Source organism: Dechloromonas sp. CZR5 (assembly GCF_008711155.1).
GTDB lineage: Bacteria > Pseudomonadota > Gammaproteobacteria > Burkholderiales > Rhodocyclaceae > Azonexus.
Window position 1 is genome coordinate 1 of the sequence record NZ_VUYQ01000017.1, and the last position, 19,933, is coordinate 19,933.

A 19,933-nucleotide genomic window follows, 5' to 3' on the forward strand; every position below is an offset into this window, starting at 1 on the left:
GCAAATCCAGCCCTTGCATTAAGACCTGATTATACCAAAGACATATCCGTGGCCGCCGATTTTTCACAGCCTCTCAGCTCAACCTGCATCGCGATAGTGTTGCCCGCATTCTGGCCCAGGCCGGCTTGCCGGCCATCAAGCTGATCCATCGCCCTTCTGCGGTCGACCCCTATTTGCCCTTCATTCTGGAGACGCTCGAACAGTTTCCCCGCCTGCGTGCCTCCCGCCTCTATGTGATGGTCAAGGAAAGGGGCTACCCCGGCCAGCCGGATCACTTCCGCCACCTGATTGCCCGCCATCGGCCTCGCCCCAAGCGCGAAGCCTTCCTGCGGCTGCGTACCTTACCCGGTGAACAAATGCAGGTGGATTGGGGCCACTTCGGCCATCTTGAAATCGGCAAGGCACGTCGGCCGTTGATGGCCTTCGTTGCTGTCCTCTCCTACTCGCGGCAGATCTTCTTGCGCTTCTACCTCGGCGCCCACATGGAGAATTTCCTACGCGGCCATGTCGGCGCCTTCGAGGCTTGGGGTGGCATTCCAAGGATTGCCCTCTACGACAATCTCAAAAGTGCAGTGCTGGAACGTCAAGGCAGCATCATCCGTTTCAACCCGACCCTGCTGGCGCTGGCTGGTCATTACCGTTTCGAGCCCCGTCCGGTCGCCGTCGCCCGCGGGAATGAGAAGGGGCGGGTCGAACGCGCCATCCGTTATATCCGTGACGCCTTCTTTGCCGGCCGCAGCTTCTCTGATGTCAACGATCTCAATGCCCAGGCCGATGCCTGGGTGATCGAACAGGCCGGTGCCCGGCGCTGTCCGGAAGATGAATCAATCACGGTGAGTGAAGCCTTTCTTCAGGAACAGGACCGCCTACTGGCATTACCGGGGGATGCCTTTCCGACCGAAGAAATCAAGGCCGTCTCGGCCGGCAAGACCCCGTATGTGCGTTTCGACCTCAATGACTATTCAATCCCGCATACCTGTGTCGCCCGCAGCTTGACAGTCGCTGCCACCCTTGAACAGGTGCGCATTCTCGACGGACAGACGCTGATCGCGACCCATTCGCGCAGCTATGACCGACGCCAACAGATCGAAACCCCCGAACACGTCGAAGACCTGGTGGCCGAGAAACGTCAGGCCAGCGCCCATCGCGGTACGGATCAACTGGTTCAGGCCATCCCGGCGAGTCGGGCGCTGCTCGCCGGTGCCGTCGAGCGTGGTGAGCCGCTGGGGAGAACGGTGCGTGCACTGGCGGAATTGCTTGAATGCTACGGTGTTGCCGAACTGACTGTCGCTATTGAGGAAGCGTTGGCACGCGACGTCCCGCACCCCAATGCGGTACGCATGGCACTGGAACGGCGCCGGCAAGCGCAGGCCGCCCCGCCGCCGCTGGCGGTGTGTTTGCCCGATCACGTCAAACGGCGTGATATCCCGGTCCAGCAGCATGGCCTGGCGGGTTACGACACCTTGATGGAGAACAGCAATGACCCCGCCTGAGCTCCGCCAACGGGCAGCCGCCCTCCAACTGCACGGCCTCCTGGCGCACTGGGCCGAGTGCGTTGATCAACCCTGGCTCAATCCTTTGCTCGCTTGGGAGGAAACGGAACGGGCCCGCCGCTCGCTGGAGCGCCGCTTGCGTTGTGCAAATATCGGCCGTTTCAAGCCATTGGCCGATTTCGATTGGGCCTGGCCGGAACAGTGTGATCAGCGTGCCATTGCCGAATTGATGACCCTCGACTTTCTTGATTCCGCGACCAATGCCATCCTGATCGGCAGCAGTGGCTTGGGTAAAACGATGATTGCCCAGAATGTCGCCCATCAGGCCGTCTTGCAGGGCCACACGGTGTTGTTTGCGACCGCCGGCCAGTTGCTGGGCGACCTGGCCGGGCTCGATAGTGATTCGGCGCTGCGTTATCGGTTGCGCCGCTATGCCGCGCCGGATTTATTAATTATTGACGAGGCCGGCTATCTTTCTTATTCGAATCGTCATGCTGATTTGCTCTTCGAGTTGATCAACCGCCGGCACGAAAAACGGAGCACCTTGATTACGACCAATAAAGCTTTCTCCGAATGGGGCGAGGTGTTTCCCAACGCCAGTTGCGTCGTCGCCATGATTGACCGCTTGGTGCATCACGCCGAAATCCTGTCGATCAAGGGCGAGTCGTTCCGCCGCAAGGAGGCGCAGGAGGCTGCGGCAGCGAAATCAAAAACGCGCAAAACAAAGGGGAGCTCATGACGGCGCACCATCAACCTTCCGGCCTGAAGCACGGCCTGGCGCTGTTTATCGACCCCAACTGGTCGCCGGAACAGACAATGGCGGTGATTGAGCTGCTCGATGATTTACGCGACCGGATCTGGGCGCACTATGAAGTTGCGTTGCACAACTCATATCGAGAGGACCGCATCACGGATTGCGACCGGCCAGTAACCGATCCACCTTTCTGAGGCGAACGACCTCTACATAAAAACATGGGGCCCGATGGGCCCCAGTTTCGTCAACCGGTCGACGCCATATCTCGCCACCATTTTATGCCGCCAGATTTTTACGGAGTAGCTCCGCCGGCAACACCTGAATTTCGCCGCAGAAAACTCGACCTGAGTAGTTACGATTTCTTGCGTCTTCTTTGTCCATGCAGCAGTAAACCAGAAAACCACAAAAGATCCAGATATTACCAAGCCGGATCAATGATAAGCCATAGCTTACTCATATTTTTTAAAAAAATAACTTATTTTTAATTAACAAGTCACTTATCTTGGCTGCCAATGCGGTAACACAAGAATGATAGGAGACACCATGCAATTCGGCCGTACGACCCTCTCGAAATTCGTTATTGAAAACACCCGCGCCAGCCACGGCGAACTCGGCGCCCTGCTCATCGACGTCGCCGCCGCCGTCAAGACCATCTCGGCGATGGTCGCCAAGGGGGCGCTGGCCGGGCACCACGGCGCGCTGGACAGTACCAATATCCAGGGCGAAGTGCAGAAGAAGCTCGATGTGCTGACCAACGAAGCCATCCTGCGTCACTGCGAGTGGGGCGGCCAGCTGGCCGGCATGGCTTCCGAGGAAATGGACGATCCGTACCCGATCCCGGCCGAATACCCGCGTGGCCGCTACCTGCTGGTTTTCGACCCGCTTGACGGTTCGTCGAACAGCGACGTCAATGTCTCGGTCGGCACCATTTTTTCGATATTTTCCCGGTCGACCGCCGGCGATGCCCAGCTTGGCGACTATCTGCTTCCGGGCTGCCAACAGGTCGCCGCCGGCTACGCCATCTACGGCCCGTCGACGATGATGGTGCTGACGCTCGGCAACGGCACGCACGGCTTCACGCTCGACCGCGAGAGCGGCAACTTCATCCTGACCCACGCCAACATCCGCGTCCCGGAAGACACCCGCGAATTCGCCATCAACACCTCCAACGAGCGCTTCTGGGAGCCGCCGGTGCAGCGCTACGTCAGCGAGTGCAAGGCCGGCAAGACGGGCGTGCGCGGCGAGGATTTCAACATGCGCTGGATCGCCTCGATGGTCGCCGAAGTGCATCGCATCCTGATCCGCGGCGGCATCTTCATGTACCCGAAGGACAGCAAGGACCCGAGCAAGCCCGGCCGCCTGCGCCTGCTCTACGAAGCCAACCCGATGGCCATGCTGATCGAGCAGGCCGGCGGCGCGGCGAGCACCGGGCGCTTGCGCATCCTCGACGTGGCGCCGGAGACCCTGCACCAGCGCGTGCCGGTGATCCTCGGGTCGAAGAACGAGGTCGAGCGGCTGGAGTGCTATCATCAAGAGTACGATGCCGGGGCTGATCGGCCGTTTCTTTCGCCGCTGTTCTCGGAACGCTCGTTGTTCCGCGATCAGGCGTGATGGAGCACGGATCGTCATCCCCGCGCAAACGGGGATCCAGGAGGTTCAAGGCACTGGATTCCCGCCGGCGCGGGAATGGCGGTTAAGGCGCAGGGCCAAAGAATTCACATCTGCAGGAGAAACAAATGTCCGTCAAACACCCCATCATCGCCATCACCGGCTCGTCCGGCGCCGGCACCAGCACGGTGATGCAGAGCTTCCAGCACATCTTTCGCCGCGAAGGACTGAAGGCGCAGATCGTCGAGGGCGATTCCTTCCATCGCTACGACCGCCTTTCCATGCGCGCCGAGATGAAGGCGCAGGAAGCGGCCGGCGATCGCCACTTCAGCCACTTCGGCCCGGAAGCCAATCTGCTCGAAGCGTTGCAGGATCTGTTCATCGCCTACGGCCAGAACGGCGGCGGCCAGGTCCGCAAATACCTGCACGATGCCGACGAGGCCGAGCCTTTCGGGCAGGAGCCGGGCACCTTCACGCCCTGGCAGGACATCCCGGAAGGCTCCGACCTGATGTTCTACGAAGGCCTGCACGGTGCCTATGCCGATGCGCAGATCGACATCGCCAAACAGGTCGATCTCTGCGTCGGCGTCGTGCCGACCATCAACCTGGAATGGATCCAGAAGCTGCACCGCGACCAGAAGATGCGCGGCTACTCGCAGGAGGCGGTCACCGACACCATCCTGCGCCGCATGCCGGACTACGTCAGCCACCTGTGCCCGCAGTTCTCGCGCACCCATGTCAATTTCCAGCGCGTGCCCATCGTCGATACCTCCAACCCCTTTATCGCCCGCGACATCCCGACCGCCGACGAGAGCATGGTGGTCATCCGCTTCGCCAACCCGAAGGGCATCGATTTCCAGTACCTGCTCAACATCCTGCACGGCAGCATGCTCACCCGCCCGAATACGCTGGTGGTCCCCGGCGGCAAGATGGGCCTGGCCATGCAGATGATTTTCACGCCGATGGTCCTGCGGTTGATGGACCACAAGCGTCGTGCCTGACTATAAAAAACGGAAAGAGACATGGATCACAACCAGACCGAAACCACCTTCCGCCGCGAACTGGCCAACGCTGTCCGCTTTCTCGCCATCGACGCCGTCGAGGCCGCCAAATCCGGCCACCCCGGCGCCCCGATGGGCATGGCCGACATCGCCGAAGTACTGTGGCGCGACCATTTGAAGCACAATCCGACCAACCCGGCCTGGCCCGACCGCGACCGCTTCGTGCTCTCCAACGGCCACGGCTCGATGCTGCTCTACGCCCTGCTGCACCTGAGCGGCTATGACCTTTCCATCGACGACCTGAAGAACTTCCGCCAGCTCGGCAGCAAGACCGCCGGCCATCCGGAAGTCGGCCACACGCCCGGCGTCGAGACGACCACCGGGCCGCTCGGCCAGGGCCTGACCAACGCCGTCGGCATGGCGCTGGCCGAAAAGCTGCTGGCCCAGCGCTACAACCGGCCGGGCTGCGAGATCGTCGATCACCGGACCTGGGTTTTCGTCGGCGACGGCTGCCTGATGGAAGGCATCAGCCACGAAGCCTGCTCGCTGGCCGGCGTCTGGGGCCTCGACAAGCTGACCTGCTTCTACGACGACAACGGGATTTCCATCGACGGCCACGTCGAAGGCTGGTTCCGCGACGACACGCCGGGCCGCTTCCGCGCCTACGGCTGGCACGTCGTCGGCCCCATCGACGGCCACGACCCGGTAGCCATCGCCGCCGCCATCGCCGAGACCAAGTCTGCGCGCGGCAAGCCGAGCCTCATCGTCTGCCGCACCGAGATCGGCCACGGTTCGCCGAACAAGGCCGGCACGCACGACGTGCATGGCGCCCCGCTCGGCGCCGCCGAAATCGCCGCGACGCGGGCAGCGCTCAACTGGCCGCACGCCCCCTTCGAGATTCCCGACGGCCTGCGCACCGCCTGGGACAACCGCCTCGCCGGCGCCTCGGCCGAAGCCCACTGGCAGGTTACCTTCGCCGCCTACCGCAAACAGTTCCCGGAACTGGCCGCCGAGTTCGACCGCACCCAATCCCACGGTCTACCGGAAAAATGGCCCGAAATTAAAATGGAGCTGCTGGCCATGGCCGCCGCCAGGGAAGCCCCGGTCGCCACGCGCAAGTCGTCGCAGAACTGCCTCGACATCCTCGTCGCCCGCGTACCCGAACTGCTCGGTGGCTCGGCCGACCTGACCGGCTCCAACCTGACCGCCGGCAAGACCAGCCGCGCCCTGCACGATGCACCGACCGACAGCGTACCCAACTACATTTCCTACGGCGTGCGCGAATTCGGCATGACGGCGATCATGAACGGCGTCGCCCTGCACGGCGGGCTGATTCCCTACGGCGGCACCTTCGCCGTTTTCTCCGACTACGCCCGCAACGCCATCCGCATGAGTGCGCTCATGGGCCAGCGCGTCGTCCATGTCCTGACCCACGATTCCATCGGCCTCGGCGAGGATGGCCCGACCCATCAGCCGGTCGAACATGCCAGTAGCCTGCGCATCATTCCCGGCCTCGAACTGTGGCGCCCCTGCGACGAGTTGGAAACAGCCATCGCCTGGGCCGAGGCGCTCGAGCGCCAAGACGGACCTTCCGCCCTCTTTTTGTCGCGCCAAAACCTGCCGCAATACGGCGGCGCGGCGAGCCGGACGGAAGGTGCCAGCCGCGGCGGTTACGTGCTGTCCGAGGCCGACGGCCAGTTGCAGGCGGTGATCATTGCCACCGGCTCCGAAGTCGCCCTCGCCATGGCGGCACAGGCGGCGCTGGCCGCCCAGGGCATCGGCGTGCGCGTCGTCTCGATGCCCTGCACCCGGCGCTTCGACCGCCAGCCTTCAAGCTGGAAAAAGCTCGTGCTGCCGCCGGACATCTGCCGCGTCGCCATCGAAGCCGGGCAGACCGATTTCTGGCACAAGTACGTCGGCCTCGATGGCGAGGTGCTCGGCATCGACGAGTTCGGCGCCTCGGCCCCGGCCCCGGTGCTCTACGACCACTACGGCCTGACCGCGGACAACCTGGCGCGGACGGTGCTGCGCACCATTGTCAGCGCCGGGGGCAGTGATGGCGACTTCTAGTTGCGAATCGGTAGTCACTAGTTTTTAGCTGCCGACTAACAACGAATTACTAACAACTATCTGGAGATAACACTATGCCTATACGGGTAGCAATCAACGGCTTCGGCCGGATCGGGCGCATGACCTTCCGGGCCATCGCCAAAGAGGCGGAGTTCGCCGACATCGAGGTGGTCGCCATCAACGACCTGCTCGAAGCGGACTACCTTGCCTACATGCTCAAGTACGACTCGGTGCACGGCAATTTTGACGGCGAGGTTGCGGTCGACGGCAACGACCTGCTGGTCAATGGCCGGCGCATCCGCCTCAGTGCCGAGCGCCATCCCGAGCAGTTGGCCTGGGGCGAGGTCAAAGCCGATGTCGTGATCGAGGCGACCGGCCATTTCCTCAACCATGAAGGCTGCGCCCGGCACCTCAGCGCCGGCGCCCGCAAGGTCGTCCAGTCGGCGCCGGCCAAGGACAGCACGCCGATGTTCGTCTACGGCGTCAATCACGATACTTACGCCGGCGAGGACATCGTTTCGGCTGCCTCGTGCACGACTAACGGCCTGGCCCCGGTGGCCAAGGTGCTCAACGACAAGTTCGGCATCAAGCGCGGCCTGATGAGCACCGTGCATGCCGCCACCGCCACCCAGAAAACCGTCGACGGCCCTTCCGGCAAGGACTGGCGCGGCGGCCGCGGCATCCTCGAAAACATCATTCCGTCCTCGACCGGCGCCGCCAAGGCCGTCGGCAAGGTCATCCCGGCGCTGAACAAAAAGCTGACCGGCATGGCCTTCCGCGTGCCGACTTCCGACGTTTCGGTCGTCGACCTGACCGTCGAACTCGAAAAGCCGGCCAGCTACGACGACATCTGCGCCGCGATGAAGAGCGCCTCGGAATCCGGCCCGCTCAAGGGCGTGCTCGGCTATACCGGCGACAGCGTCGTGTCGACCGATTTTCGCGGCTGTTCGAAGCCGTCGATCTTCGATGCCGGCGCCGGCATCGCGCTCGACCCGACCTTCGTCAAGGTAGTGGCCTGGTACGACAACGAATACGGCTACACCTGCAACCTGCTGCGCCTCGTGCGCCACATCTCACTCTAAGGAGGCAACATGGCTCTCATTTCCCTGCGCCAACTGCTCGACCACGCCGCCGAGCACAGCTACGGTCTCCCCGCTTTCAACGTCAATAACCTGGAGCAGATCCAGTCCATCATGCAGGCCGCCGAGGCCTGTGACAGCCCGGTCATCCTGCAGGCCTCGGCCGGCGCCCGCAAATACGCCGGCGAGCCTTTCCTGCGCAAACTGGTCGAAGCCGCCATCGAGCAATACCCGGATATCCCCGTCTGCCTGCACCAGGACCACGGCACCTCGCCGGCCGTCTGCCAGCAGTCGATGCGCAGCGGGTTCTCCAGCGTGATGATGGACGGCTCGCTGGGCACCGACGGCAAGACGCCGACGAGCTACGCCTACAACGTCGAAACGACCGCCAAGGTCGTCGAGATGGCCCACGCCATCGGCGTCTCGGTCGAAGGCGAACTCGGCTGCCTGGGGTCGCTGGAAACCGGCGAGGCGGGCGAGGAAGACGGCATCGGCGCCGCCGGCAAGCTCGATCATTCGCAAATGCTCACCGATCCGGAAGAGGCCGCCGACTTCGTCGCCAAGACCGGCGTCGATGCGCTGGCCATCGCCATCGGCACCAGCCACGGCGCCTACAAATTCACCCGGCCGCCGACCGGCGAAATTCTCGCCATCGACCGCATCAAGGCCATCCACGCCCGCATCCCGAATACCCATCTGGTCATGCACGGCTCCTCCAGCGTGCCGCAGGAATGGCTGGCCGTCATCCGCCAGTACGGTGGCGCCATCAAGGAAACCTACGGCGTGCCGGTCGAGGAAATCGTCGAAGGCATCCGCCACGGCGTGCGCAAGGTCAATATCGACACCGATATCCGCCTCGCCATGACCGGCGCCATGCGAAAAACGATGGCCGAAAAGCCGGAAGAGTTCGATCCGCGTGCCTTCCTGAAGGCCGCCGTGGTGGCGGCACGTGACATCTGCAAGCTGCGTTTCGACGCCTTTGGCTGCGCCGGTCAGGCCAGCCGCATCAAACCCGTGTCACTGGAGAAAATGGCTGCTGCCTACCGCTGACCAAACCGAGCATCACTCTGCTGTACCTTGCGTTTGCGGCCCCGAAGTCTGGGGCCGCCTTTTTTCGGAGGCCCCATGAGCCAACCTGATTTTGTCATCGCCCCCAGCATCCTGTCCGCCAACTTCGCCAAGCTCGGCGAAGAAATCAGCAACGTCATCGCCTCCGGCGCCGACTGGATTCACTTCGACGTGATGGATAACCATTATGTTCCCAACCTGACCATCGGGCCGCTGGTTTGTGCCGCCATTCGGCCGTGCACCACGGCACCGATCGACGTGCATCTGATGGTCAAACCCGTCGACCGCATCATCCCCGACTTCGCCAAAGCCGGTGCCAACATCATCACCTTCCACCCGGAAGCTTCCGATCACGTCGACCGCAGCCTGTCACTGATCCGCGATAGCGGCTGCCAGGGCGGCCTGGTCTTCAACCCGGCCACGCCGCTCGATTATCTGGACTACGTGCTCGACAAGATCGACGTCGTCCTGCTGATGAGCGTCAACCCCGGCTTCGGCGGCCAGAAATTCATTCCCGGTACGCTGGCCAAGGCCCGGCAGGCCAGAGCGAAGCTCGACGCCTACGAACGCGAAACCGGCCGCCGCATCCGTCTCGAAATCGACGGCGGTGTAAACACCGCCAACATTGCCGAAATCGCCCGCGCCGGGGTCGATGCCTTCGTCGCCGGTTCAGCCGTCTACGGGGCAGGCAAGGACAGTGATCCGCATCGCTACGATTCGATCATCGGCGCCCTGCGCAGCGAATTGGCCGGGCGCGGAGAGCCGCGCACCGGATCGACGCGGCTGAAATAGTGTCGCAACGCTCCTTGCCGCCAGCGACAGCCAGCAACTCGATGTAAACGTTCCTCACGGTTCAATCCAGTTCGAAGTCGATGCTGATGCGGTCCGGTGCGAGCGGTCGGAACGCCGTGTTGGCGTAGCGAACGTGATCGGGATGGTCGCGGAAGCTCGAGATGGTCTCAGGCGCGGCGAAACGCATCAGCCAGCAGTAGGCGAATCGGGCGTCAGGGCGCGTGGTCCTGCCGGCGGCGATGCGCCGCACGCCAGGGATACCGCTGAGCGCTTCCCTCCCTCGCGCCACCATGTCGGCCCACTGCACTTCGTCACGCGGGCCGTTCACGTTGTAGAGAATGACATGCTCCACCTCGCGCCAAGAGGCGGCAGACCGTGTAGCCGCGTCCGCACGGCCCGCCGCGCCCCACAGGCGAGAGGTGCGTTCTACCTCGGCCCGGACCGCGGTACGCACCCCCTCCGTGAGCCGGGTATAGCCCGGCCCGATACCATTGGACGCCTGTTCGACGATGCTGCGTGCAGCGGTATCCGATAGGGCCGTGTAGTAGTTGATCTTCGCCACGCCGTTGGCGACAAGACCACTATATTGCTCATCGGTCAGTCCGGTTCCACCATGGATCACCAGCGGCAGGCGCAATGCCCGGTTGATTGCGGCCAACCGCCCGAAATCGAGCCGGGGGGCGCCGCGCATGCGCCCGTGGACGGTACCGATCGAGACCGCCAGGCAGTCGACTCCGGTCAACGCGATGAACGTTCGCGCCTCTTCGACGCTGGTCAAGCGCACCGCGCCGGGGTGCCTCTCCGCGTCTTCCCCCTCCACCCCGGGCACATAGCCCAACTCGCCTTCCACTGTCACGCCGCAAGCATGCGCCATCGCGGCAACCTCCCGCGTGGCTTCCACGTTGTCTTGGAAGGGCTTGTCGGAGGCGTCGACCATGACACCGTTGCAGCCGAGCCGGATAGCGTGTCGAACAGAGGATGCCGACCCGCCGTGGTCGAGATGGATCGCCACCGGCACGCGGGCCCGCCGTGCTGCCCCGACCACGGCGGGCATGAGGGTGTCGAAATCGTAATGGACGAAGTGGGACTCCGCCAGGCTGAGGATCACCGGTGCCTGGCAAGCTTCCGCGCCGGCCAGTATCCCCTCCAGGAAGGCGCTGTCCACCAGATCGTAGGCGCCGACTGCGTAACCTTCGCGATAGGCGTGACGCAGCAGGTCAGACATGTGCACAAGCGGCATGGTTGTCTCCGTTGTTCGTGTCAGTCGTGCAACTGCAGCCGGTTGTGGATGCGCCGCGTCAGCCGCCACACGCCCCACAGCACGAGCGGGATCGTCGCGCCGATTGCAAGCTCCGGCTGTATCGGCACGCCCGCCGCCTTGGCCGCCTTGGCGGCGTACAGCAGCAGGCTGACCACGTAGTACGAGATGGCCGCGATCGACAGGCCCTCGACCGTGCTCTGCAAGCGCAGCTGAAGCTGCTGGCCGCGCGCCAGCTTGGCGAGCAGCTCCTGGTTCTGCGCTTCGCGGGCGATGTCCACCCGCGTGCGCAGCAGCGCGCCCGCGCGCTCGATGCGCTGCGACAGCGAGGCCAGGCGTCCGGCCGCAGAGTCCACGGTCGCCATGGCCGGCGCCAGCCGCCGCTGCAGGAACTCGCCCAAGGTCTGCGTGCCGGGAAAGGCCTGCTCGCGCAGTTCGGCGATGCGCGCGCGCACCAGAGCGTCGTAGGCTTCGGTGGCGCAGAAGCGGTAGATGTGCATCGCGGTGGCCCGCTCCACGCGCGCGGCCACCGCGGCCAGCGTCTCAAGCAGCTCGGCGGCGGAGCGGTCGTGGGTCTCCATCGACGAGGTCACGTCGGCGATCGCCTGCTCGGCCTCGCGCAGCATGGGCTGCAGCGACTTGGCCACGGGCAGCCCGCGCAGCGCCAGCAGGCGGTAGATTTCGATATCGAGCAGGCGTGCCGCCAGGCGGCCCACCCGCGTCTCGCCGGTGCCGGGCGGTGCGATCACGAGCATGCGCTCGTAGCCGCTCGGGCGCAGCCGGAAGTCGGTGACGACGCTGCTGTGGCCGTTGCGCCCGACGAGCGAGGTCACCACGGTGTGATCGCCGAACCAGTGCCGGGCGCGTTCGAGCGGCGCAGCCACCTCCTGCTCGCTGCCGGCAAGCAGCACCAGTTCGATGGCCGACAGGGTGCGCCCCGGAATGCGGCCGAGCCAGTCGTGGTCGATGATCAGCGCAGCCAGCAGTTCCGGATCGCTCGCGCCGTGAACCGACTCGGCCGGCAGCGGCTGCACGAGCGAGTAGCGCGTGACCTCGGTGTGGCGTTCCCACTTCAGCGTGCCGCTGGGCAGGCGCAGGCGCAGGAAGTGGCCGGCCAGTTGCTCGCGCAGCAACTCGCGTTGCCCGGGCAGCCGGCGCAGGTGCTCGAGTTCGCTGTCGACCGTCACGCCCTCGTTGAGCACGGCGACCTGAAGCACCAGGGCCGGCAGGCGAATGCGCGCGGTCGGGCGCGCATGCACCTCGTCGTGCAGTTCGCGGCGCCGAGGGTCGTCGGGCGGGAGCACAACTCTGGTTCTCGAATTCGTCTCGAAGGAAAGCGGAATGCTGGGCATCATTGTGGCGAGGTCGTGGACATGTTGGGCGGAACTTCGGTCACGGGAACCAGCCTTTGAGTTGGGTCGCGGGTATCTCCCTCGATTCGATCTCAATCAGGCGTATCACACCGGGGCGCGCCAGCACCTCGCCTTTGGCGACGCGGCGGTTGTATGTCCGCGTCTTGTGTTCGTGCAGCCGAGCGATGAAGGTGTCGGTATCGGGTGCGGAGAGCCGCACCGGATCGACGCGGCTGAAATAGTGTCGCAACGCTCCTTGCCGCCAGCGACAGCCAGCAACTCGATGTGGAGATCTACATCCCGGGGCCAGTCCAACTTCGCAAAACGTAGCGTTGAACGCCTGACGATGAACCTCCTCGGTATCCGCGAGCGTGCCATCGAGATCAAAGATCACTGCCTGGAGCGTCATCGCGTCAGTCCGGCGCCAATCTGCGGCAGGTGTTCGGCGCCGTCGTCAAGGGGGCTTCCGCGCCGCTTGCGCAACCGCGCTTCGAGTTCCTCGGCCATTAGCTGCAGGGCTTTGTCGCGAACCTTGGGCGCGCCCTGGTGGTATTCACGCACGGTGCAAATCACCGGCTCATGCAAGGCGGCACGGCCTTTGTCCTGAAAATCCGTCCATGATAAAACGGGCATGTCGTACAGGCTGGAATCAACCAGCACCCATTCCCGCTCGTCGAGCAGCAGTGACATGGGCGGATAGCCTTCCATGCCGAAGCAGGTCGACCGGTGTCCGTGCGTCCAATAGCGCCGCCAGACATTCCATACCAGTGCCGGGATGTGCGACGGGTATTCGTTCAGGGCGGGGCAGTCGCGCAGACGCTCGTACATGGTCAGCCAGTCTCCTTATTCGTCCTCGCCCAGTTCCGGGTCCCAGCCCTTGGCACGAGCGGTCTGGATGGCCCGGTCATAAAGTTCGCCATGCCGCTTCAGCAAATCCGGCGGCAGGCGGCTGGGCAGGTTACTGTACAAGTCCCATTTGACCTGAACCTGTTCCATCAGGTTCTGCATGCGGCCGACCGGCCAGCCAGTGCAATCCTCCGTCTCGGGGATCAGGCCGAACAGCCAGCCATCCAGCACGATGCGCCCCAACTGGGTGAGGCCGTGCTTGTCGTTGTTCAAACCGGGGTAGGTGTTTTCCATGATCCTTCTATCGGGTGAGGCCGGCATACAGTAGCGGCAGTTTCTCGGGCAGACGCTGTACGTGATCCACCACCATGTAGTTCTTCTGGCCAAATATCCGCGAGACGTAATTGTCCGCGCGCGGGTCGAGGCTCATGCAGTAGGTGGTAACACCCAGTTTGGCCACTTCCTCGACAGCTTTCTTGGTGTCGTAGCGCAGGTATTGCGGGTCGCGCACATCCACGTCGGCTGGCTCGCCGTCGGTGATGACGATCAGCAGCTTCTTGGCGGAGCGCTGCAGTTGCAGGTGGTGGCCAGCATGGCGGATGGCTGCGCCCATGCGGGTGGACAGCTGGCCGGTCATGCCTGCCAACTTGGCTTTGGGGGTCTCGTCCCACTGCTGGTCGAAATCCTTGAACCGGTAATACTCGACATCGTGGCGTCCGTCGGAGCAGAAGCCATGGATGGCGAACGGGTCGCCGACCCTGTCGATCGCGTCGGCCAGCAGCACGCAGGCCTGCTGGGTGAGTTCGCGCACCGAGTACTCCTGGTCCTGCACCTTTTCGTTGGTCGACTCCGACAGGTCGAGCAGCACCAGGATCGAGAAGTCGCGGGTCTTGCGCACGCTGCGCATCATGATGCGCGGATCGGGCTGGTTGCCGAGGCGGATGTCGGTGAAGCTGGCGATCGCCGCGTTGATGTCGATCTCGTCGCCGTCCTCGAGCCGGCGGATGCGCTGCACGCCCTGCGGCTGCATGGCGTCGAGCAGGAACTTCATGCGATGGATCTCGCGCTTGTACTGCGCGGTGATGCCATCGATGATCGTCAGGTCGCCGGCCTTGGCACGTTTTTCCAGCACGGTGGCCCAGGCCGGACGTTCGAGCTGGATCTGGTAGTCCCACTCGGAATAGTGGAAGGGGTCGGACACCGGCTCCTTGCCTTCCAGTTCGTTAAAGCTCTTGCCCCCGCTTTCGTCGCCGATATTTTCGTAGGGGAACAGTTCCGTATCCAGAACCCAGATTTCCTCGGCGTCGTCGCCGGCGTTTTCGACATCGACCTCGTTGGCCATTTCGATCGCGCTGACATATTTGCGCACCTGCTTGATGGACTCGTAACCGGCGTTGGCGGCCTTGTTGAAATCGAATTCCTCGAATTCCCAGAAATAGCGGTTGTCGTCGCGGTAGGGCGCGGTGAGCAGGTCGGTGCGGGGATTGAAGGCGATCTTCTTCTGGCTCAGGCTGTGCGCGAGCTGGACGCCGATTTCCCAGGAGGTGTGGTTGTCGTCGAGCTTGTCCTGCGCGAGGGCGAACAGCCCACGGGCCTCGACGATCCACGGGTCGCTGTCCTGATAGCCGTCGTCGAGCAGCGCCCGCGCCAGGCGATTGAGGTAGTCGCCGATGCTGTCCTTCATTTCGGGTGTGGCCGTGTGCAGCTTGCTCCAGAGTTGCTTGAGGCCGGGAAAGCGCCGGATGGACAGGGTTTCCACCCGGGCATCCTCGATAACGCCGATGACGGCCATCTGGATGGGGTTGAGCGCCTCGGCGGAAATGGGGAATTTCGTCTCGACCACATGGGCGGCGCAATGGGCGGCGGTGGCGCGATAGAGCTCCAGGCCGGATACCGGCGCTTGGCCTTCGGGCACAAAATCATCGAAGGCATCGGGCAGGTGCAGCAGATAGTCCTCGATGTAGGGACGGTAGCCCTCGCGGGTCTCGAAGTCGCCGGAGGTGGGACGCATGAAGAAGTCGCGCGCCCACAGCGCACGCAGGTACATGTTGATGCGCCGCTGCACGTCCACCAGCAGGATGCCCTTGCGCTCCTTCTGCAGCATCGCCAGCGACTCTTTCGACTCCAGGCTGAAATAGCGGATCTGCTCTTCGTAGTTGGTGCGGTGGGCGTGCGCGCCCCACAGCGCCCAGCGGCGCAGGCCGCCCAGCGTCAGCTGCTGGAACAGCACGTCCAGCTTGTCCAGCATCGGCCGAACGCCGCGCGGCGCCTGCGCGATCAGGGTGTTGATGAATTGAAGGTAATTGAGGAAGAGCTGTGCGTCGCCGAGGCGGTTGGCGGCGGTAGCCGAGGTGGCCAGCAACAGCTCGATCACCGCGCCCGAGGTGCGCGAGGCCAGCATCAGCGAGGCGGTGGCGAGGTCGCCGATCACGTCCTCGCCCACTTCCTTGGCGACCATCGGCGCTTCCTCGATCCAGGTTTCCACCAGCGAGTCGCCCTTGCCCAGTCCGCGAATCGCGGCCGCGCCCTTCAGGTAGTTGTCGAGGCCGCGCGGCGTGAATACCTTGGTGGCCTCGTGCCAGTTGGCCTGCAGCGCCTCCTGGCTGTGCGGCGACAGGTCTTCCAGCAGTTCGGCGTAGTCAGCGAGATTGATCGACATGGCGGATTGTCTTTAGAAGAAGGTGCTTACCGCCGCATCCAGTGCGTCGCGCATGTCGGGGTCGTCGGTGATCGGGCGCACCAGCGCGACGCGGCACGCCGCCTGCGGCTTGACGCCCTTGGCGATGAGCGAGCCGGCGTAGATCAACATGCGGGTGGAAAGCCCTTCGTCGAGGCCGTGCCCCTTGAGGTTGCGCGAACGCTCGGCGATCGAAACCAGCTTGCCGGCCATCTCGGCGCTGGCGCCGGACTCGTGGGCCACGATCTCGGTTTCGATGGCGTGCTCGGGATAGGTAAAGTCGAGGCCGCCGAAGCGCTGCTTGGTGGACTGCTTCAAGTCCTTCATCAAGGACTGATAACCCGGGTTGTAGGAAATCACGATCTGGAAATCGGGGTGGGCATGGACCAGTTCGCCCTTCTTTTCCAGCGGCAACACGCGACGGTTATCGGTCAGCGGGTGGATCACCACGGTGGTGTCCTGGCGCGCCTCCACCACTTCGTCGAGATAGACGATGGCGCCGTAACGCGCGCCGATGGCCAGCGGGCCGTCCTGCCATTCGGTGCCCTGGGCGGAGAGCAGGAAGCGGCCGACCAAGTCGGAGGCGGTCATGTCCTCGTTGCAGGCCACGGTGATCAGCGGCTTGTCCAGCTTGTGTGCCATGTATTCGACGAAGCGCGTCTTGCCGCAGCCGGTGGGGCCCTTGAGCATCATCGGCATGCGCACGGAGTAGGCGGCTTCGAATAACTCCACCTCGTCGGCGACGGCACGATAGTAGGGTTCCTGGGTGATGCGATATTGATCGACGATATTGCTCATGAGAAGCTCCTTGATGAATACGCGGATTTGTCCACGCATGGCGCGCGTATCCGCTGGCGCGCCATGCGTTGGCAAACACCCGGCCAACGAAAAACCCCCACTGTGCGGGCAAGCGCAGCGGGGGCCAGATACTGCCAACCGCCGCGCGACTTAAACCGTCTTGCCGCGGAAGATCACCATGGCGGCGCCTTGTGACTGCTTGAAGTTGTCGTAGCCGACCAGACGCACGTGGTTGTTGGGGTTGGCCTTGTGGCATGCTTCGGCCTCGGCCAGAACGCGATCGACGTCGGTTTCACCGAACATCGGCAACTTCCACATATACCAGTAGGAGTCCATCAGGTACTCGGGCTCGATATGCTCGATCGCCGGGTTCCAGCCTTTCTTTACCAGGTACTCGACCTGCTTCTTGATGCCGGCCGCGTCCATTGCCGGCAGATAGGAGAAGGTTTCGAACTTCCGGCTGGCGGGGTCGGAAAGGCGGGAGTTGTAATCCATCACGTCAGACATTTCATTTCCTTTCAAATTGGGTCCTGATCCCGGAGCACCCGCAGGGGCCTTCGGGATGGCTTGCGATCAGAGCAAAATTACTTGTGGGCGACGTCCAGCTTGTCGACGGTGTCGAACTCGAACTTGATCTCTTTCCAGGTTTCCATGGCGATCTTCAGTTCGGGCGAGTGCTTGGCGGCTTCGGTGAGGATGGTCTTGCCTTCCTTCTCGACGGCGACGCCGCGGTTGCGGGCTTCAACGCAGGCTTCCAGCGCGACGCGGTTGGCGGCGGCGCCGGCGGCGTTGCCCCAGGGGTGGCCGAGCGTGCCACCACCGAACTGCAGCACCGAGTCGTCACCGAAGATGGTGACCAGCGCCGGCATGTGCCAGACGTGGATGCCGCCGGAGGCGACGGGCATGACGCCGGGCATCGAGCCGAAGTCCTGGTCGAACATGATGCCGCGGCTGCGGTCTTCCTTGATGAACTCGTCGCGCATGATGTCGATCCAGCCCAGCGTCGCGTCGCGGTCGCCTTCCAGCTTGCCGACCACGGTGCCGGAGTGCAGGTGGTCGCCACCGGACAGGCGCAGGCACTTGGTCAGGACGCGGAAGTGGATGCCGTGGTGCGGGTTGCGGTCGAGCACGGCGTGCATGGCGCGGTGGATGTGCAGCAGCATGCCGTTGTCGCGGCACCAGTTGGCCAGGCCGGTGTTGGCACAGAAACCGCCGGTCAGGTAGTCGTGCATGATGATCGGCGCGCCGATGGACTTGGCGTATTCGGCGCGCTTGTACATTTCTTCCGGGGTCGGCGCGGTCACGTTCAGGTAGTGGCCCTTGCGCTCGCCGGTCTCGCGCTCGGCCTTCTCGGTGGCTTCCTGGACGAAGTCGAAGCGCTGCTTCCAGCGCATGAAGGGCTGGCTGTTGACGTTCTCGTCGTCCTTGGTGAAGTCGAGGCCGCCGCGCAGGCACTCATACACGGCGCGGCCGTAGTTCTTGGCGGAGAGGCCGAGCTTGGGCTTGATGGTGCAGCCGAGCAGCGGACGACCATACTTGTTCATGACGTCGCGTTCGACCTGGATGCCGTGCGGCGGGCCGCCGCAGGTCTTGACGTAGGCGATGGGGAAGCGCACGTCTTCCAGACGCAGGGCGCGCAGGGCCTTGAAGCCGAAAACGTTGCCGACCAGAGAGGTCAGCACGTTGACGATGGAACCTTCTTCGAACAGGTCGATCGGATAGGCCACGAAGGCGTAGAAGCAGGTGTCGTCGCCGGGAACATCCTCAATCTTGTAGGCGCGGCCCTTGTAGTAGTCCAGGTCGGTCAGCAGATCGGTCCACACCGTGGTCCAGGTGCCGGTGGACGACTCGGCGGCCACGGCGGCTGCTACTTCCTCGCGCGCCACGCCCGGCTGCGGGGTGACCTTGAAGCAAGCCAGGAGGTCGGTATCCTGAGGGGTGTACTCCGGGGTCCAGTAGGTCTGGCGATATTCCTTGACGCCAGCGTTGTAGGTTTTTACGGCCATTCGTGTCTCCTTTACGATTAAGATATCGGAAATCTCGCCCGACGGGATTCGGGTTGACCGCATTATGCGGCAAATGAGTGACTAAACAAAAATGAATAAATATTAGTTTTAATATTTATAAAAATGAATTTATGCATTTGAGCCTGAGACAGATCCATATCTTCGAAGCTGTTGCTCGCCACCGCTCCTACACGCGCGCAGCGGAAGAGTTGCACCTGACCCAACCGGCGGTGTTCACCCAGGTCAAGCACCTCGAAGACAGCGTTGGATTTCCCCTCCTTGAGCGTGCCGGCAGGCAGATTCAGCTTACCGAAACGGGGCGCGAGGTCCTCGCTACCAGCCGCGAGATGCTCGATGCCATTGGACGGCTGGATATGCGCCTAGCCGACATGCAGGGACTGAAGCGCGGCCGCCTGCGCGTGGCCATGGTGACCACGGCTGAATATCGCGTACCGCGGTTGCTGGCCGAGTTCTGCGTGCGCTATCCGGGGATCGATGCCTTGCTTACGGTCACGAACCGCGAGAAGCTGCTTGCGCGCCTCGCCGACAACGAGGACGACTTGGTGATTCTCGGCGCGCCACCCAAAGAGGTGGACGTCGTGGCAACCCATATTGCCGACAATCCTCTGGTCGTGGTCGCACGCAACGACCATCCACTGGCCGGGAAGAAAGCTATTCCGCTAGCGCGTATCGTTGAGGAATCCTTCATCCTGCGCGAATCCGGCTCGGGTACGCGACTGGCGACTGAGACTTACTTTGCCAAACAGGGATTCAGCCTCAAGGTGCGCATGGAACTGGGAAGCACTGAGGCCATCAAGCAAGCGATTGCCGGGGGATTGGGTGTCGCCGTGTTGTCACATCATACGCTCGTTCTGGAGGGGGAGAACGGGCTGTTGCAGCCGCTGGATGTGAAAGGGTTTCCGCTCTGGCGCAAGTGGTATGTTGCCTACCGCAGGGGGAAGCATCTGTCGGCAGTTGCGGCGGCTTTCATTGAACATCTGCTTGCGGACCATGACTGTCGTAAGAGTCTGCCGAACACCTTGTTCCCCTTCCCCTGAGAGGCTGTGAAAAATCGGCGGCCACGGATATGTCTTTGGTATAATCAGGTCTTAATGCAAGGGCTGGATTTGC

At 63.3% G+C, this 19,933-nt stretch carries 19 protein-coding genes; 10 read left to right on the forward strand and 9 right to left on the reverse strand.

Annotated elements, in window-relative coordinates; translation table 11 throughout:
- The first annotated feature begins 44 nt into the window (after positions 1-44).
- From istA to rpe, 9 genes are all read left to right on the forward strand, one after another.
- Positions 45-1,493 (forward strand): IS21 family transposase, encoded by a 1,449-nt coding sequence (gene istA, locus F1002_RS20535; protein WP_150430915.1) that lies wholly within the window; start codon positions 45-47, stop codon positions 1,491-1,493.
- Complete coding sequence (istB, locus tag F1002_RS20540) at positions 1,480-2,232, forward strand: IS21-like element helper ATPase IstB (protein ID WP_150430916.1); 753 nt, start codon at positions 1,480-1,482, stop codon at positions 2,230-2,232. Before istA ends, istB begins: the two co-directional genes overlap by 14 nt.
- Positions 2,229-2,441, forward strand: coding sequence for a hypothetical protein (locus F1002_RS20545; RefSeq protein WP_150430917.1), 213 nt, complete (start codon positions 2,229-2,231; stop codon positions 2,439-2,441). Before istB ends, F1002_RS20545 begins: the two co-directional genes overlap by 4 nt.
- A gap of 349 nt (positions 2,442-2,790) precedes the next feature.
- The gene (locus F1002_RS20550; RefSeq protein WP_150430918.1) at positions 2,791-3,858 is read left to right on the forward strand and encodes a class 1 fructose-bisphosphatase; all 1,068 of its coding nucleotides are present in this window, start codon (positions 2,791-2,793) and stop codon (positions 3,856-3,858) included.
- A gap of 125 nt (positions 3,859-3,983) precedes the next feature.
- Positions 3,984-4,856, forward strand: coding sequence for a phosphoribulokinase (locus F1002_RS20555; protein WP_150430919.1), 873 nt, complete (start codon positions 3,984-3,986; stop codon positions 4,854-4,856).
- Between the two features lie 21 nt (positions 4,857-4,877).
- Positions 4,878-6,926 (forward strand): transketolase, encoded by a 2,049-nt coding sequence (gene tkt / locus F1002_RS20560; RefSeq protein ID WP_150430920.1) that lies wholly within the window; start codon positions 4,878-4,880, stop codon positions 6,924-6,926.
- Between the two features lie 74 nt (positions 6,927-7,000).
- The gene (gap, locus tag F1002_RS20565; protein WP_150430921.1) at positions 7,001-8,008 is read left to right on the forward strand and encodes a type I glyceraldehyde-3-phosphate dehydrogenase; all 1,008 of its coding nucleotides are present in this window, start codon (positions 7,001-7,003) and stop codon (positions 8,006-8,008) included.
- A 9-nt stretch (positions 8,009-8,017) separates the two neighbouring features.
- Positions 8,018-9,055: a class II fructose-bisphosphate aldolase gene (fba, locus tag F1002_RS20570; RefSeq protein WP_150430922.1), complete on the forward strand. Its 1,038-nt coding sequence runs from the start codon at positions 8,018-8,020 to the stop codon at positions 9,053-9,055.
- Between the two features lie 75 nt (positions 9,056-9,130).
- Complete coding sequence (rpe, locus tag F1002_RS20575; RefSeq protein ID WP_150430923.1) at positions 9,131-9,865, forward strand: ribulose-phosphate 3-epimerase; 735 nt, start codon at positions 9,131-9,133, stop codon at positions 9,863-9,865.
- Between the two features lie 61 nt (positions 9,866-9,926).
- Here the strand turns inward: rpe and F1002_RS20580 are convergent, their stop codons facing one another.
- From F1002_RS20580 to F1002_RS20620, 9 genes are all read right to left on the reverse strand, one after another.
- Positions 9,927-11,105 carry a class II fructose-bisphosphate aldolase gene (locus tag F1002_RS20580; RefSeq protein ID WP_150430924.1) on the reverse strand — a complete coding sequence of 393 codons (1,179 nt, stop codon included), beginning with the start codon at positions 11,103-11,105 and terminating at the stop codon, positions 9,927-9,929.
- Positions 11,106-11,125: 20 nt separating this feature from the next.
- Entirely contained in the window at positions 11,126-12,478 is a 1,353-nt protein-coding gene (locus F1002_RS20585) for a DUF3422 family protein (protein ID WP_223879714.1), read from the reverse strand.
- Positions 12,479-12,515: 37 nt separating this feature from the next.
- Positions 12,516-12,884 carry an HAD hydrolase-like protein gene (locus F1002_RS20590; RefSeq protein WP_150430925.1) on the reverse strand — a complete coding sequence of 123 codons (369 nt, stop codon included), beginning with the start codon at positions 12,882-12,884 and terminating at the stop codon, positions 12,516-12,518.
- Positions 12,881-13,303, reverse strand: coding sequence for a hypothetical protein (locus F1002_RS20595; protein ID WP_150430926.1), 423 nt, complete (start codon positions 13,301-13,303; stop codon positions 12,881-12,883). The genes F1002_RS20590 and F1002_RS20595 overlap by 4 nt, the downstream gene beginning before the upstream one ends.
- A 15-nt stretch (positions 13,304-13,318) precedes the next feature.
- The gene (locus F1002_RS20600; protein ID WP_150430927.1) at positions 13,319-13,615 is read right to left on the reverse strand and encodes a hypothetical protein; all 297 of its coding nucleotides are present in this window, start codon (positions 13,613-13,615) and stop codon (positions 13,319-13,321) included.
- Positions 13,616-13,622: 7 nt separating this feature from the next.
- Positions 13,623-15,980, reverse strand: coding sequence for a nitric oxide reductase activation protein NorD (locus F1002_RS20605; protein WP_150430928.1), 2,358 nt, complete (start codon positions 15,978-15,980; stop codon positions 13,623-13,625).
- 12 nt (positions 15,981-15,992) lie between these two features.
- Positions 15,993-16,796 (reverse strand): CbbQ/NirQ/NorQ/GpvN family protein, encoded by an 804-nt coding sequence (locus F1002_RS20610; protein WP_150430929.1) that lies wholly within the window; start codon positions 16,794-16,796, stop codon positions 15,993-15,995.
- A gap of 150 nt (positions 16,797-16,946) precedes the next feature.
- Positions 16,947-17,303, reverse strand: a complete 357-nt coding sequence (locus F1002_RS20615) for a ribulose bisphosphate carboxylase small subunit (protein WP_150430930.1) — start codon at positions 17,301-17,303, stop codon at positions 16,947-16,949.
- A gap of 77 nt (positions 17,304-17,380) precedes the next feature.
- A complete protein-coding gene (locus F1002_RS20620) occupies positions 17,381-18,802 on the reverse strand; it encodes a form I ribulose bisphosphate carboxylase large subunit (protein WP_150430931.1) in 1,422 nt (473 codons plus the stop codon).
- A gap of 137 nt (positions 18,803-18,939) precedes the next feature.
- On the opposite strand from F1002_RS20620, the gene F1002_RS20625 reads away from it, so the two are divergent.
- Positions 18,940-19,860 carry a LysR family transcriptional regulator gene (locus F1002_RS20625; RefSeq protein WP_304522913.1) on the forward strand — a complete coding sequence of 307 codons (921 nt, stop codon included), beginning with the start codon at positions 18,940-18,942 and terminating at the stop codon, positions 19,858-19,860.
- Positions 19,861-19,933 lie beyond the last annotated feature (73 nt).